The sequence below is a fragment of the Parabacteroides caecihominis genome (genome assembly GCF_023656785.1).
Taxonomy (GTDB): domain Bacteria; phylum Bacteroidota; class Bacteroidia; order Bacteroidales; family Tannerellaceae; genus Parabacteroides; species Parabacteroides segnis.
The window spans coordinates 1-15,161 of sequence record NZ_JAMOKS010000007.1; the positions used below are offsets into that span (position 1 = coordinate 1).

Consider the following 15,161-nt stretch of genomic DNA (forward strand, 5'->3'; position numbering starts at 1 on the left):
ATAATGAAAAACTTTATGCCTAAAGATACAAAAACTTTGGGTAATAACAAAGCCCGGGCTTGTGAAAGTCTGGGCTTTGTGCATAAAAAAAGGTTGTGCCAGCGTTTTGACACAACCTCTTTTATCTTTCAAATAAAACTATTTTCAATTCTTAAAGACCAGCCCCTCCCCTTCGCGATCAATCGTGATCGGACGGTTCTTGTCGATCTTCATGCCCAGTATTTCCTTCGACAGTTCGTTGAGGACATACTTCTGGATGGCACGTTTCACAGGACGGGCACCGAACTGGGAATCGTAACCGGCATCCGAGATAAAGTCGAGAGCGGCATCGGTAAAGTTCAAAGCGATACCGTTGTTTGCCAGCATCTTTTTCACACCGTTCAACTGTAAAGTGACAATCTTGCGGATCTCTTCCTCGTTCAGCGGAGTGAACATGATGATCTCGTCAATACGGTTCAGAAATTCCGGACGAATGTTTTTCTTCAACAGTTCCAACACCTGGATACGGGTTTCATCGATCACCTTTTCACGGTTGTCGGGCGTAATCTTCTCGAAACTTTCACGAATCAGCGATGAACCCATATTGCTGGTCATGATGATGATGGTATTCTTGAAGTTTACGACACGGCCCTTGTTGTCCGTCAGACGCCCGTCATCCAATACCTGCAAGAGGATATTGAATACATCCGGATGCGCCTTTTCGATCTCGTCGAAGAGGACAACGGAGTATGGCTTACGACGGATAGCTTCCGTCAACTGGCCGCCTTCATCGTAACCGACATATCCCGGAGGCGCACCGATCAAACGAGTCGCACTGAATTTTTCCTGATATTCACTCATATCGATACGCGTCATCATATTTTCATCGTCAAACAGATATTCAGCTAACGCTTTGGCCAGCTCTGTCTTACCGACACCAGTCGTACCGAGGAAGATAAAGGAACCAATCGGACGTTTCGGGTCCTGCAATCCGGCACGGCTACGGCGTACGGCATCGGCTATCGCACTGATTGCCTCATCCTGACCGATCACACGGGTATGCAGTTCATCTTCCAAACGAAGCAGTTTGTCCCTTTCGCTCTGCAACATCTTATTAACAGGGATACCTGTCCAACGGGATACTACATCGGCAATATCTTCGCTGTCGACTTCCTCCTTGATCATGGCAGCAGCACCTTGCATCGTATGCAATTTAGCCTGCACTTCCTTGATCTCTTCTTCTTTGGCTTTTACTTTGCCGTAACGGATTTCGGCCACTTTACCATAGTCGCCTTCGCGTTCGGCTTTGTCGGCTTCGAATTTCAGGTTCTCGATGTCTATCTTGTTCTGCTGGATCTTGTTGATCAATTCTTTTTCGCTTTCCCATTGAGCTTTCTGTTTTCTCTCTTCTTCTTTGAGGTTGGCGATTTCCTTGTTCAACTGCTCCAGCTTGCCTTTGTCGTTCTCACGTTTGATCGCTTCGCGTTCGATTTCCAACTGTTTGATACGACGGGTCACTTCGTCCAATGATTCCGGTACGGAGTCTACCTGCAAACGCAGACGGGCGGCAGCCTCATCCATCAAGTCGATTGCCTTATCCGGCAAAAAACGGTCGGTGATATAACGGCTTGAAAGCTGGACGGCCGAAATGATTGCGTCGTCTTTGATACGAACCTTATGGTGGTTTTCGTATTTCTCCTTCAAACCACGCAGGATAGAAATAGTATCCAGTTCATCCGGTTCTTCGACCATGACCACCTGAAAACGACGCTCCAGGGCTTTATCCTTTTCAAAATATTTTTGATACTCATCCAGGGTAGTCGCACCAATGGAACGCAATTCGCCACGTGCCAGTGCCGGCTTCAGGATATTGGCGGCATCCATAGCACCGTCGCCCTTTCCGGCCCCTACCAATGTATGTATTTCATCAATAAAGAGGATAATCTCACCTTCCGATTTGGTTACTTCATTAACAACCGACTTCAGACGTTCCTCAAATTCACCTTTATATTTGGCACCGGCAATCAAAGCTCCCATATCCAAAGAAAAAATCTGTTTCGATTTCAAATTCTCCGGAACATCGCCACGTATAATACGATGTGCCAAACCTTCAGCGATAGCGGTCTTACCGACACCCGGCTCACCGATCAGGATCGGGTTGTTCTTTGTACGACGGCTCAGAATCTGCAATACACGACGGATTTCATCGTCACGGCCAATCACCGGGTCGAGCTTGCCGCTACGGGCACGTTCGTTCAGGTTGATGGCGTATTTGCTCAATGAGTCGTATGTATCTTCTGCGGACTGACTGGTTACCTTATTACCTTTACGCAATTCTTCGATCGCTTTTTTCAGTTCATTTTCCGTCACGCCTGCATCTTTCAAGATCTGTGAAGCAGTACTCTTTACGGTAAATAAAGCGAGGATGATATGTTCCAGAGAAACATACTGGTCACCCATCTTACCGGAATAGTCGATTGCTTTCTGCAAAACGGCATTCGATTCGCTTGACAGATAAGGTTCACCGCCGGATACTTTCGGATAGGATTCTACCTGACGATCCAGCACCATATTCAGATTCTGGATATTCACACCCAGCTTCTGGAAAAGGAAGTTCGTTACGCTTTCGCCCGTCATAATGACAGCTTTAAGCAAATGGACAGGCTCGATCACTTGCTGGTTGTTCTTCTGAACCAACTGAACGGCCTGCTGAACAGCCTCCTGTGATTTGATTGTAAAATTGTTTAAATTCATATGCTATATTGTTTTCTTGTTATCTTTATCATTTTCAAATTCCACTGATATACCTACAAAAGAAATACCAGAATAAAAATAAGACATTTTGTCATATTTATATAAAAATCAGAGAAAGACACCATGTCGTTCAGTCGGAAGTAACGACACATTGCGGACTTTCGGAGAGAAAACAACAAGAAAGCAAAAAAGGTTTGCCGGATAGTGTTATATTCGCTCCGAAAACTGGATCTGAGAAATCACACCCCGAGAATAAGGAGTTTTTATTTTCTCTTTTTACTTACCAGCGTTAACCGTTTCAGGGCAACAGTGCTTCTCATCATGCCAAATGCAACAGTGGCCTGTTTTCCCTGTAACTCCAGAATAACGCCGACTGTCGGTTGTCCGTCCAGTTTCACGCTATCTCCTTTTTCGATAACGGCATTTTCGAGGAATTGCTTCCTGACAGAATTTTCTGCTTTTCCTTTTGATGATTCAAGAGACCCGGCAGCCTCTATCGCCCTAGTTTCAATCGCTTTACGTTCAATGGCTGTTATCTCTTTCCGCTTATCTTCCCAATACAATTTATCCCGTGCGATAGATTGCAGGAAGTTATCCATATTGATAAAATCCTCACCCATTTTAGCAGACGAATCGACAATAATATCTTCCGGAAGACCGATCCTGCGGGCTACTTCAACAGCAAACGAACTTCCCGGACTGCCGATGGAAAGCCTGTATAACGGCTGCATGCGTTCGGCATCGTAAAGCATGGCTCCGTTCACAACTCCGTCGGTCTCATAGGCAAAATGCTTCAGGTTCTGGAAATGAGTTGTTATTACCCCGAAGCTATGCTTCCGGTTAAACCGGTCGAGTATGGTTTCAGCGATAGCACCTCCGATTTGCGGTTCCGTCCCACTACCGAATTCATCTATCAGGATAAGCGTTTTATTATCACAGTTTTCTACAAAAAACTTCATATTGGTCAGATGCGAAGTATAGGTACTAAGACTATTTTCTATACTCTGCCCGTCTCCTATATCGACAAAGATATGATCGAAAATACCTGTCCGCGAACTTTCATCCACAGGGATAAGAAGTCCGCACTGCAACATATATTGCAGCAAGGCAACCGTTTTCAGACAGAGGGACTTACCTCCTGCGTTTGCTCCGGAAACAATCAGTAACCTGTCCTTTCGGTTCAACCTGATATCCAAAGGGAATGCTTCCTTATTCTGTTGACGCAACTGTATATTCAGCAGCGGATGCACAGCCTGTATCCATTCCACCTGTTGTTCATTTTCAAAGACCGGTTTGATCCCATTGATACGCAGGGCAAATGAAGCCTTGGCACGGATAAAGTCCATTTCGCCCATAAAATGATAGGAACGCATCAGATCAGCAAGATGCGGACGTACCTGATTTGTAAATTCGATCAGTATCCTTGCAACCTCACGGCGCTCATCGTTCTCCAATTCACGAAGACGGCTACTGGCTGCTGCTACTGCTTCCGGTTCGATAAATACTGTTTTACCACTGCCTGAATCGGCATGTACCACGCCTTTGATCTTTCGTTTATTGGCTGCATTGACCGGAATCAACATATGGCCTTCACGCAGACTGGGTTGTGCATCCCTACCGATAAGTCCTGCCGCCTGTGCCTCCCGTATCGCTATCTGCATATTGCGGGTAATGGCTTTAGCGGCTTCGGCTTTGTCCCTGCGTATATCCGCAAGCCGGCGCGAAGCATTATCTTTCACCTGGCAGGATTTATCCAATATGGAATTGGCTTTATCAATCAACAAGGGGAAAACGGTTATCTGGCCGGCCATAAATGTCAGTGAGGGATACTTCATTCTTCCGGTATCCGTCCTGGCATTATGCAGAAAGGCTACTATATCGCTGATAGTCTGAAGAGAATTCATCAACCCGGCTATTTCTTCTTCCGAAAGCCATGCCGTTATATCCTCTCCTATCCGTTGCAGGGTATCGCGGACATCCAAAAAGAAATCGACCGGGAAATCTTCTTTATTACGCAAGATTTGTAAAAACTCCCCTGTTTGCTCCAACCATCTGGCAATGGTGGCATAGTCTGTCGAAAAATCCATCGCTGCGACCTTTTCTTCTCCCAGAGTACTTAAACATTTTTCTGTAACAAACTGGCGAATTGTATCTATACCTATTCTTTGTTCAAAATTATTCGGGTAAATCATGTTCTCATTACTATATAACATTGGCCGTCCATCAGATTAATAGACCAATATCTGTTTATAAAATAGTTTATTTAGAAAATGAGATTATCCATATTCCGACAGAATACCAACAAAACGATTGATCCTCCTCTCGCAAATACGCGAAGCTGACCGTTAGTATAATGACATCTCAAAGACCGGAGATGTGAACTCGAAATACGGATTTATACCGATGCACTAAACATAAAAAGGTTATTATATTGTTTTATTTACTCTGTTCGTACCGCAAAGATAGTTTGTTTTTTTAGATTTACAAGAGGCTTTCTGCCTTTGAGTCATTTTTTTAATACCTTTGCGCTCAGATATTTCCAGTTTGAACGCATTATCTACTATGCAATTATGATGAAAAAAAGCATATCCGTCTTATTATTATTCTGTACATTCATATGCTTGTCATGTAACAAGTACCTCTTGAATGAAAAAGACAAGGAAGAAGAAAAAGAGGATATTTTTATTGAAGCATTCGACGGCTTTACAGACGTAGACCTATCCCAACGGAGCAATTGGATATTGGCTATGAATTATTCTTACATATATGATTACACTATAGACGGAAAAATGATTAAATCTTTTCCCAAAGATGAACCCTGTTATATTCCAGGCTTATTTATAGGAACAAACAACAATGGCGAAGACTGGCTTGCTCCGGGAGCTGGTCCGTTTATACTCTTTGCCTCACCTAGTTTTTACTCCAATTTCATATACGGAACTTCCGATACTGCCTCTATAAAGATTTTTGATCAAACAACCGAAGAAAAGTTATTAGCAGCCGATTGTCTATATTGTCAATATTCAGGAAAAGCATCTATAAGCATTTCCGGTACTCTGGTTCATTACAATGCTTTATTGGATTTTGAATTGAAGAATGTTCCGGCCTCCGCTACTGTCATGCTGGACAACCAGATGTCAATCAAACCATTCAGGGACAAAAAGAACCCACAACATTATAAAGCGATTGTATTTGCTTATTGGGGGGAGAAATATTCACAAGTACATATAACAATGAACAACAAGACTTACATTGTCAAATTAATTCCTCATATTAACTTGCCCGATGAAAATAGTTATGCAACCCCAAGTATATTCCGCCACATAAAAAGTGATACATATTACAAATTCACCTTGTCTTTTGACAAAGATAAGGATACATTTACTATTGGGGATATACAGAATGAGGTATGGAGTAAAGTTTCTATTTTATAGGTTATACCCCATATTATAAGACTCAACAAGCGATGCCCTTCATTTGTAGCATATTATTATAAAGTTAACGGATATAAATCATAAAATAAAAGGACTGTTTTATCGGCTTCTTCCAGTATATCTTCTTTTCTTAGGTACTCGAAACCATTCTTTAAGTAAAAAGGAAGGGCTATCCGCAAGGCATCAACAGTAATAAAACCACATCCCGTTCTATTATCGGTAACAAACATTTTCTTGATAAAGAAGAGTATATCAGAACCCAAATGTTCATGTTGATACTTTTTACTTACAGCAAGTCTACCTATTTTCACTGCTGGATAATCATTCCTATGCTTTGCATGAGGAAAACGTTTTTTTATTCTGCGCCACGTAGCTTTATCACTCTCTGGGATAGATATTTTATCATTAGACAAACTAAAATAGGCAACAATGTCATCATCTGAAACCATTAGATAAGTAACAGAAAGCAAGCGTTGTTTATAAGGTAACGCATCTTCTACCAGAAAATTATTCAGATCATTATCTCCACAGTCAAAAGGTCTTAGCTGATAATTTTCCGATAACTTAATTATTCGGAAATTGGATCTCATACTTCTAAAATTTAAATGTCATCATTTTATTTATTCGTTGAAATCCTTCGTTCATTCGTTCCAGTTCTTCTTTACTGGCCTTTTTGCGCTGTTCTATTTTATAAATAAAATTGACAGCATCTTCGCCCTTTAGGACAGGTGTTGGTTTAATTTGTCGTGCCATAATATTTAATATTTTAGTCGTACAAAGTTAACAAGAAATTTCTTTCACAACAATCAATTGACCTATTATTTCATTAAACTTTTCCGGTATTCGTTTTTTGATTTCCCGCTTTATATCTTCCGGCATTCCATAATAAGCCTCTGCAATCCCGCCTGTTATGCAAGCCAGCGTATCGCTATCGCCACCCAGCGAAACTGCCAAACGGATGGCATGCTCGAAATCCGAATTATCCAGAAAGGCAATGATCGCTTCGGGAACGGTTCCCTGGCAACTAACATCAAAAGAATAGTCCGGACGAACGTCATCACAGGAACGGTCCAGGTCGTAAAAAAAGACGGTTTCTATATATTGCTTGATCTCCTGTTTGCACTTTCCGCTTCGTGCCAGGTAAATAGCGGCAGCAGTGGCTTGTGCTCCTTTTATCCCTTCGGGGTGATTATGAGAGACAATAGCCGTTTCCTTAGCCACTTCCAATGTCTTTTCCAATGAATCAAATTTCCATCCGACAGCACTTACCCGCATCGCCGAACCATTTCCCCAACTATTATAAGGTAACGGATTCTCTTCCATAAGCCAGTAACTGAAACGGCCACCATAACCGCCCATCGGACAAGGATATTCAGCTGAATACCGCTGCATAACCTTCACCAGGTCTCCCCCATTCAATAACCAGTCCGCAACGGCCACTGTCATAATTGTATCGTCGGTATAATCGCTTTCGTCCGTAAACAGCGGGAAGTCCGTTGTCTTTATATTATCAAACTCATAAACGGAGCCAATGATGTCTCCTGCTATTGCACCTGTCATAATTCTATCTTTTACAAAGTTTCAATTTATTATTCACTAACAATCCTGTCCGAACAGAACTTCTTCCGTTTACAAGTCTTACAGGGAATCCCCATCCACAAACAGTCAAATTGTTCGACAGCCTCTTTCACCAGTTCTTCCACCGAAGTAAATATTCCCGCTTCAAAATTACGGTTATCTTTTCCTTTCATGCCCAAAGCGGCTCCCGTTAAGTTTGCCGACCCAATATAGGCTTGCTTCAAATCGAATATCAACAGCTTGAAATGGACACGCGGACACAATACACGTTCCATCCGGCTCCAAAGCAAGGGATATTTATCGAAGTCGTCCCGAAAGTTCTGTCCCGGTTCTTTGGCATGGATCAGACGGACCTCCACCCCTACCTTCACCTTTTGTTCCAGTAGTTTCAACAGAGGGACGGCATTCTTTCCTTCCTTGATATAAAGGTCCTTAATATCGGCCGTCCCGATCCAGATCGTCCGCCTGGCTTGCCGGATAGCTTCGATAAAGAAGGTATAATGTTGTTCATTTTTGATGTACTGTAGCATAAATAGTAACTTCTCTGATGAAACATTGAAGCCATATCATATGGCACGCGCTTGACCACACACAGCAGTCAAGCGCACAACAAGTATACAAAATATAATCTACATACCCTAAAGTTTATCTACTTAACCAGAAACTTTTTTGTCTGATCTTTGCAGTTCAGCAAATAAATGCCACTTTCCAAAGAGAAGTTACATTGGCCGCTATTATCCGTTATGTGAGTGGATACGGCTCTTCCGCCTATTTCATAAATGGTAAATGAAGTCCGGGCAGGAAGTCCTTCCACTAGTATCTGGTTATCTGAAACAGACAGATGGAACGACACTGCATTTATTTCATCTATACCTGTTCCGGTCTGATACGTGACTATGTTATTACCGGAAAGTTTCAACTGACAGACGTTATTGTAATAGATTATCTTCTGCAAATCGGTTGCTGCCAATCGATAACCGTTACGACCGGTAGCAACTATAGTTCCGGCCGGAGGTGTATCGACATAACTGATCTGCCAGTTATTCCGTAAGGCCGGATTAACTAAGAGACTGTTCCCGTCATTCAGCAAAGTTAATCCGGTAACTTTTGCCGGTCCGCCTATTTGCAGATCAGACCAGGTATAAAGATCACAGTCCTCATTGCCGGATATTTCACCTCCGGTCATGGTGAAGGTACAATTATCGCTGACAAAGACACCGCCGCAACCATCGGTCACTTTATTGGAAGATATTCGACCTCCGGTCATTATAAACTCTCCTCCGGCATTATTTACGACAGTTCCGATCTGGCCACTGTTGGCTGAGATTTCTCCATCGGCCATTGTAAATGTTCCTTCATTATAAACGGCACTACCATAGGCTCCGGTATTACCGGAAATAGTACCTCCGTTCATTGTCAATACACCACCCTGTGCTACACAAATTGCACCGGAAGGAGAATCTGCTTCCGTACGGTAACAGTTCTTTATAGAAACACCGTCTTTCAATTTCAACTTCCCGTAGACAATCAGGGTTCCATCCTTCTGCCTGAGCACATTGCCATCAATCGTAATATCCTCCAACTCTAAAGAATAACCGGAACGGATACGAAGCATAGCATAAGGATTGTCATTGCTTCTTATTAACTTTCCTCCTTTTAAACGGATGTGTTTATTTATATCCAAAGGTTTTTCCAGTGTAATGCCATCACTGGGGATAAAGATTTCAGTAGGACTATCTTCGGAGCCTTCGGGAGCGTCGCCGATAGCACCTTCGAGTTCTTCATCGGTTGTTGGATTGCTGGGGGTTGGGTCGGGGTTAGAAGGTATAGTTTCACCATATGATATGATATATTTATTATTACCTTCCCTGATTTCTATAACATAACCTTCTTCATCATACAAATAGTTATAATTAACATTTCTCATTGAAGCCATTAAATTTATATCTTTATTTCCAAGATATCCACACAAAGCAAAGCCCCACATATCTTCCATATAAGTTTCTCTCATCAAATGATTAAAATTTATATTGGCTTTATTAATCACATTAGTATATGTATAAGACTCATTTAATAGACTTGTAACCTTCACTACATTTCCATTAATCCATTCAAACGAAGCAGGCGTTCCATCATACGAAGCTGAAATTGTTTGCCCATCAGAATCATATGTATATATAAAAACACCTTCATTAGCAGAGCCAGAATCTAAATCAGTCTCTCTAATAATATATCCCATATTATTTAAGCTACAGGCGCATAATTTCGTTTTATTAATAGAAGAACCCTCTCCATATAAATCAAGCTGATTTCCTTTCTTTTCATAATATAATGTACAATTTTCCGGTAAAGCCGAAATATTTCCTAAACCTTCCATTTTCAATGAATAAACTCTCCCCGTTTCATCATAATCGAAAGTTAAAACTTCATCTAAACGATCGTTTTTTCCATATACAGTAATAGTCTTAACTAGCTTTTGTTTCTCTTTTTTCAATAATCTTATTGAGATATCTTCTTTCTGAAGTTCTTTCTCTAGATTGAGTTTCAATGATTTTTGAGAAAATACAGCGAAAGGTAATACAAGGATCATTCCTACAATCGATAAAACAGGAATAATCAAATTGTGTAACATGTGTTTCATAATACTAGTAGTTGCAACACTGAGGCCCGAAGTGTTTTTTTAAGAAAAGAAGTGTGAGCCTGTTAGTTTATCCAACAAAGAGGCTCTGGACTGCCCATTATGAAGATAAAAGATAACAGCTCACACCTTTATCATATATGAAATACATATACAACAAGGATGAACGTTCCCATTTATTCCTTCATAATAGAAATTGTCCAGATTTCTTTGTTAGGAATAAGCTAAACGCTTCTATAAATATTTATGTCAGCTCAGGAAATAATTCCTTTGCCGCAACAAATATATGAAATGTTTAGTATAGAAACGCTCTGTGAGCTGTTTATTTTTCTTTCTGAGTAGTAATGAAACTTTAACGTGAAAGTTTGGCAAAGCCTATTCTTTGCCATCTTCTTCGTTTCGCATCCCTTTCTGCCATCTCTCCTTCAGCACATAATACTTTTGCTTTCCCCTTCCCAGCCAGGTTATCTTACCTAGCTCATTCAGTTTCTTCAGGTCTTTCAGGGCCTGATAACGGCTGCAATGATTGAACAACATACAATCGGTGGAAGAGACAAGGCGTTCGTCTTTTAGCTTGGAGAGGATATTTGCCAGGCGTTCCTCTTCTGCCAGGTCCTTTCGTTTGGGTAGTACGGCACGGACAAGCGGGATGGTTTTCAGCTTATGTTTCAACTCAGGGGAAGTACGGTAGACGACATTGTTGAAACGGATCGATTCGGCACGGATTTGCTTAGGGTCCGTAATGCCTTTCAGTGTCTTCAATGTCACGGAAAAATTACCGATACCGTCAATATCGACAGTCTCGCCTTCGCTAAGATGATAGTGCAACATCTCCGACAAAGCCTTTACCACTCCTTTTACATCGCCGGAACTAAAGGTAGATCTCTGGGCTATTTCGTCGGCCAGCTTGTCGGTCGTGATCTTACCTCCTGAAACTACTTTAGCATACAGCGAACCTGTTTCTCCCGTCTCACGGTTCGGTGGGTTCTTATAGAACGCATATTTAGCACACATATGCAATAGATTTAAGTTTAAAGTCCTTGTTATTTAGTTCGAAAGATAGGAATAATTTTTCTTTTCCGCAAGTATAAAATCAATTTTGAGCATGCTAAAAATTAAATTCGACGTAGCTAAAAATTAATTTTGCGCATGCTCAAAAGCAAAGAAATAAGGGAGGAAAATATTAGTTTATAGTATGTTTTAAATTAAAGGACAAGGAGAAACGAACTAATACTACTTAATCGGTTGGTGCCGTTACGGTAAATGGTGTATTACAGGCATTTATAGCTGCTTGTTGGCATATTCTAAAATTCTTTTCCGTAACAGGGGTATCTCCATACGCATCAAGGAAAGGAGTATCAGAAAGTTCGACTTTGTAAACAGAGGTTATTAATGCCTGAAACAGCGTGCAAGAAGCAGTATACCGGCCTATACCGCAATCAAGATGACGATAATCTCTCGTTATATCCAACGGAGAATTGTTCAGGCTCGTATTTCTTAAATTCTGGATTGCGGTACCGACCGGCACCAGTATATCCACCTCAGATTGGTTCATCATTACTTTCGTCGCATTGGTGATGGCTTTGTACATCTTCTGTTGATTATATCCGTACTTGCCAAAATATTCTTCCTGACATCCGGTTCCATATGCCCAGGGCATTTGCCAGGCAATAACAGGTTTGGATTTACGGCATTCGTTTTTTGCAATATCAATCAAACTGGAAAGAACAGGCTGATAGGTTTCATATCTTCCGGCTTTATAAGAAACCTGCTGAAAGGTTATGATATCCCAGTCCGCATATTGCAAGGCTTGCTTCAATGTATAATTCTGCGATATCGTCATCCATTGCATTTGATCGTTTGTAACCTGATATATACCGATGGGAGAATTCTCCATATAACCTTCATAAAACTTTCTTAGAGAAGCTCCTCCCGCAATGAGGTGACCGATACAAATATGACTCAAACCGACTGATTTAATAATCCTTGGCAACCCACTTGTCGCATCTTCCGTAAAACTATTACCAATGCATAATATTTTCAACGCAGCAGGATTGGCAGGAAGATGTTGCTTCTTATCAGACAAATGATTATTACTTTTCTGCCTCATAAACCGGAGGATCGTTCTGTCGGTATAATAAAAATAGAAGAAATGCCTTGACTCTATTATATTTTTAAGGACAGGGATGTCAGGCATATCCAAAGGCATGGCGGCCTGTATAGTCGTACTTTTTTCGTTTATCGACCAATTTCCTCTGCCATCGACATCTATAGACTGAAGGTTTGATTCGGAATTTGGTATGTTCGATAGGGCCTTTATATCGGTATTGACTCCATTGATCAACCAATTATTATTGTTTCCGATAGTTGTATAAAAGACTTTCTTTCCGCCGGGAAAAGAGATGACACTATTATCGCTGAACAAAATCTCGAAGGAACCGGACGTTTGCTTAATTTCCCGAATGGACAAATCATTTTGCAAAGCCTGAAATAACAGCTCCTGAGAGACCCCGACCCAATCATCGCCTTCCTCTTTTTCCGCACATGAAATATTCAAAAGGAAAAACAAGCAAGCGAACAAAACATGTATCCTCATACCAACATTCATTTTATGCAGGCAAATATATAATATAACTTGATTTAACGGATTTCTAAATAAATAAAATAAATTAAACGCATAAAGATTTAACAACAGCACCAAGTTGTATTTGTTATTGTTACTTTTACCCGTTGAAACAGATAAATAAATTAGTATGCTGATTATATTGACTTCGGCCAAAACAATGACCGGTACATCCAAAATAAAAGCTCCTGCCGGGACGATGCCCCGTTTCGCACAGGAAGCGAATGAAATAGCCCTGAATATGGCACAGTTCTCTACCGACGACCTGAAAAAGATTCTGAAACTGAATCCCAAACTGGCATTGGAAAATTACAACCGGTTTCAGGAATTCCATACCGCAGAGGTACACTCCTTACAGGCATTACTGGCTTATACCGGAGTGGTTTTCAAGAATATCAACCCCAAAGATTTCACGGAAGATGATTTCCTGTATGCAAACGACCATCTGAGGATTGCCTCCATCTGCTACGGACTGCTGCGTCCGCTCGACCTGATCAAGCCTTACCGGATGGAATATGAGGTGAAGCTGCCGGAGCTGGGAGAAGGAAATATGTATAATTATTGGCGTCCGCGTCAGACAGAACTGCTGATCGACGAAGTAAAAAAGAGCGATAACATCCTGATAAACCTTGCCAGCCAGGAAATACAGGGGGCGTACGACTGGAAGAAAGTCGGGAGCACCGTCCGCATCATCACACCGGAGTTCAAGGTATGGAAAGACGGAAAAGCGCAGACTATCGTGATCTACATGAAGATGGCCCGCGGGCAGATGACACGATATATACTGAAAAACAGGATCACTGATCCGGAAGCTCTCAAAAACTTCTCCTGGGAAGGTTTTACCTACGACGAGAGTCTGTCAAACGGGGACAACTGGGTTTTCCTGCAAAGCTAAATGAAAAGAAATTGCCGCTTCGTTCAATAATCCGGAGATAAAAGCGTTATATTTATGTTCCTTTTTAAATGAATGATGAAATGAAAAAGACCTGTTTGCTATTACTTTTGCTCGTTGGAATAATCTACATAAACGAAGGTTACAAGATTATAAGCGAAGATATGCCGGTGAAAAGCACCACCGAAGGCTCCCTATCAGACGTTGCCGACGAAGTGATCGCCATTCCGCTGGAAACAACATCCGACTGCCGGCTGAAACATGCCACACAGATCAAGCGCGACAGGAATGAATTGTTCCTGGTAAGCAACGGCCAGCTTTTTCATTTCGACTGCTCCGGCAAATTCCTTAGCCGGATCACCAGCAATAAGCATTTCCAGGTTACCGATTACGTCATCGATCCGCTCGAAAAGCAACTGGTCGTCATGGACGACCGGGAAAACGTTTATTATTATGATTACGACGGGACGTTGCTGGATAGGAAAAGCCTTGCCGGAATCAATCCGTTGAAAACCCCTACCCGTCTGATGTACCATAATCGCCATATATGGATGACGGCACAATCGTTATCGCCTTCCGAAGAGGGGACCGGCAAACAATGTGTCAACCAGTGGCTCTATAAATTCGATACGACATTCAACCTCCAGGATACCCGCAAACTGACGGCTGCCGACCTGGGACGGTTCTATCTGGGTGCCTGCTTCTCTACCGAACTGTCCGTTGCCAACGGGAATGTCTACGCCTATTCTCCTTCCACCCAGCCGGACGAGTTGCTGGCGGATACGCTTTACCTGATCAGACGGAACAAACTGAATATACATGAGGAATATTCCTCAATCCTACCCCTCTGCATAGCCGGACGTTATCTGGTTTCCACTTACTCGGACGCGACTGATACGGATAAGAATTACACGTTCTGTTACGATCGCCGGGAAGACTATGCCTATAATGTAACAGGAGGCTTCGAAGATAATTTCTACCATACGGGAAGGGTTCCCGACCTGAAATCACTGGATATTTATAACAATTCTTTCTGTTATTGCCGTTCAGGAGAAGATGTAAAGAAAGCATTCCCGGATCGCACGGAAGAAGATAATCCGGTGCTGTTCATTGTTAGGATGAAAGCATAATGAAGGACAAGGTAATTATAGCAAAATAGATATTTCAAATATTGTCAAATATGAGCTATTTGTGTCTTTTTAATGGGGCTTTGCCCCATGCCGCAGGCTCTCTTTTGCCGTCAGTTTCAACTGACGGATAGAT

12 protein-coding genes are annotated in these 15,161 nt (G+C 41.8%); 3 read left to right on the forward strand and 9 right to left on the reverse strand.

Annotation, left to right across the window (positions count from 1 at the left end; translation table 11 throughout):
* Positions 1-144 precede the first annotated feature (144 nt).
* Both clpB and NBH14_RS07020 read right to left on the reverse strand, forming a co-directional pair.
* Complete coding sequence (clpB, locus tag NBH14_RS07015; protein WP_186960755.1) at positions 145-2,733, reverse strand: ATP-dependent chaperone ClpB; 2,589 nt, start codon at positions 2,731-2,733, stop codon at positions 145-147.
* A gap of 263 nt (positions 2,734-2,996) precedes the next feature.
* Entirely contained in the window at positions 2,997-4,946 is a 1,950-nt protein-coding gene (locus NBH14_RS07020) for an endonuclease MutS2 (protein ID WP_186960756.1), read from the reverse strand.
* Positions 4,947-5,375: 429 nt separating this feature from the next.
* Here NBH14_RS07020 and NBH14_RS07025 point away from each other — a divergent pair, with 429 nt between their 5' ends.
* Positions 5,376-6,167, forward strand: a complete 792-nt coding sequence (locus tag NBH14_RS07025) for a hypothetical protein (protein ID WP_186960757.1) — start codon at positions 5,376-5,378, stop codon at positions 6,165-6,167.
* A 56-nt stretch (positions 6,168-6,223) separates the two neighbouring features.
* Here the strand turns inward: NBH14_RS07025 and NBH14_RS07030 are convergent, their stop codons facing one another.
* The 7 genes from NBH14_RS07030 to NBH14_RS07060 form a co-directional block, all read right to left on the reverse strand.
* The gene (locus tag NBH14_RS07030; RefSeq protein ID WP_186960758.1) at positions 6,224-6,757 is read right to left on the reverse strand and encodes a GNAT family N-acetyltransferase; all 534 of its coding nucleotides are present in this window, start codon (positions 6,755-6,757) and stop codon (positions 6,224-6,226) included.
* A 4-nt stretch (positions 6,758-6,761) separates the two neighbouring features.
* The gene (locus NBH14_RS07035) at positions 6,762-6,920 is read right to left on the reverse strand and encodes a hypothetical protein (protein WP_158579651.1); all 159 of its coding nucleotides are present in this window, start codon (positions 6,918-6,920) and stop codon (positions 6,762-6,764) included.
* Positions 6,921-6,947: 27 nt separating this feature from the next.
* Positions 6,948-7,727, reverse strand: coding sequence for an ADP-ribosylglycohydrolase family protein (locus NBH14_RS07040; protein ID WP_186960759.1), 780 nt, complete (start codon positions 7,725-7,727; stop codon positions 6,948-6,950).
* 29 nt (positions 7,728-7,756) lie between these two features.
* On the reverse strand, positions 7,757-8,275 hold the full coding sequence (locus tag NBH14_RS07045; RefSeq protein WP_186960760.1) for a phospholipase D-like domain-containing protein: 519 nt from the start codon (positions 8,273-8,275) through the stop codon (positions 7,757-7,759).
* 119 nt (positions 8,276-8,394) lie between these two features.
* A complete protein-coding gene (locus NBH14_RS07050) occupies positions 8,395-10,386 on the reverse strand; it encodes a hypothetical protein (RefSeq protein WP_186960761.1) in 1,992 nt (663 codons plus the stop codon).
* Positions 10,387-10,758: 372 nt separating this feature from the next.
* Entirely contained in the window at positions 10,759-11,397 is a 639-nt protein-coding gene (locus NBH14_RS07055; RefSeq protein ID WP_186960762.1) for an HU family DNA-binding protein, read from the reverse strand.
* A gap of 223 nt (positions 11,398-11,620) precedes the next feature.
* Positions 11,621-12,979: a DUF4886 domain-containing protein gene (locus NBH14_RS07060; protein ID WP_186960763.1), complete on the reverse strand. Its 1,359-nt coding sequence runs from the start codon at positions 12,977-12,979 to the stop codon at positions 11,621-11,623.
* A gap of 157 nt (positions 12,980-13,136) precedes the next feature.
* On the opposite strand from NBH14_RS07060, the gene yaaA reads away from it, so the two are divergent.
* Positions 13,137-13,901, forward strand: a complete 765-nt coding sequence (gene yaaA / locus NBH14_RS07065) for a peroxide stress protein YaaA (protein ID WP_007652812.1) — start codon at positions 13,137-13,139, stop codon at positions 13,899-13,901.
* Positions 13,902-13,981: 80 nt separating this feature from the next.
* A complete protein-coding gene (locus tag NBH14_RS07070; protein ID WP_186960764.1) occupies positions 13,982-15,028 on the forward strand; it encodes a 6-bladed beta-propeller in 1,047 nt (348 codons plus the stop codon).
* Positions 15,029-15,161 lie beyond the last annotated feature (133 nt).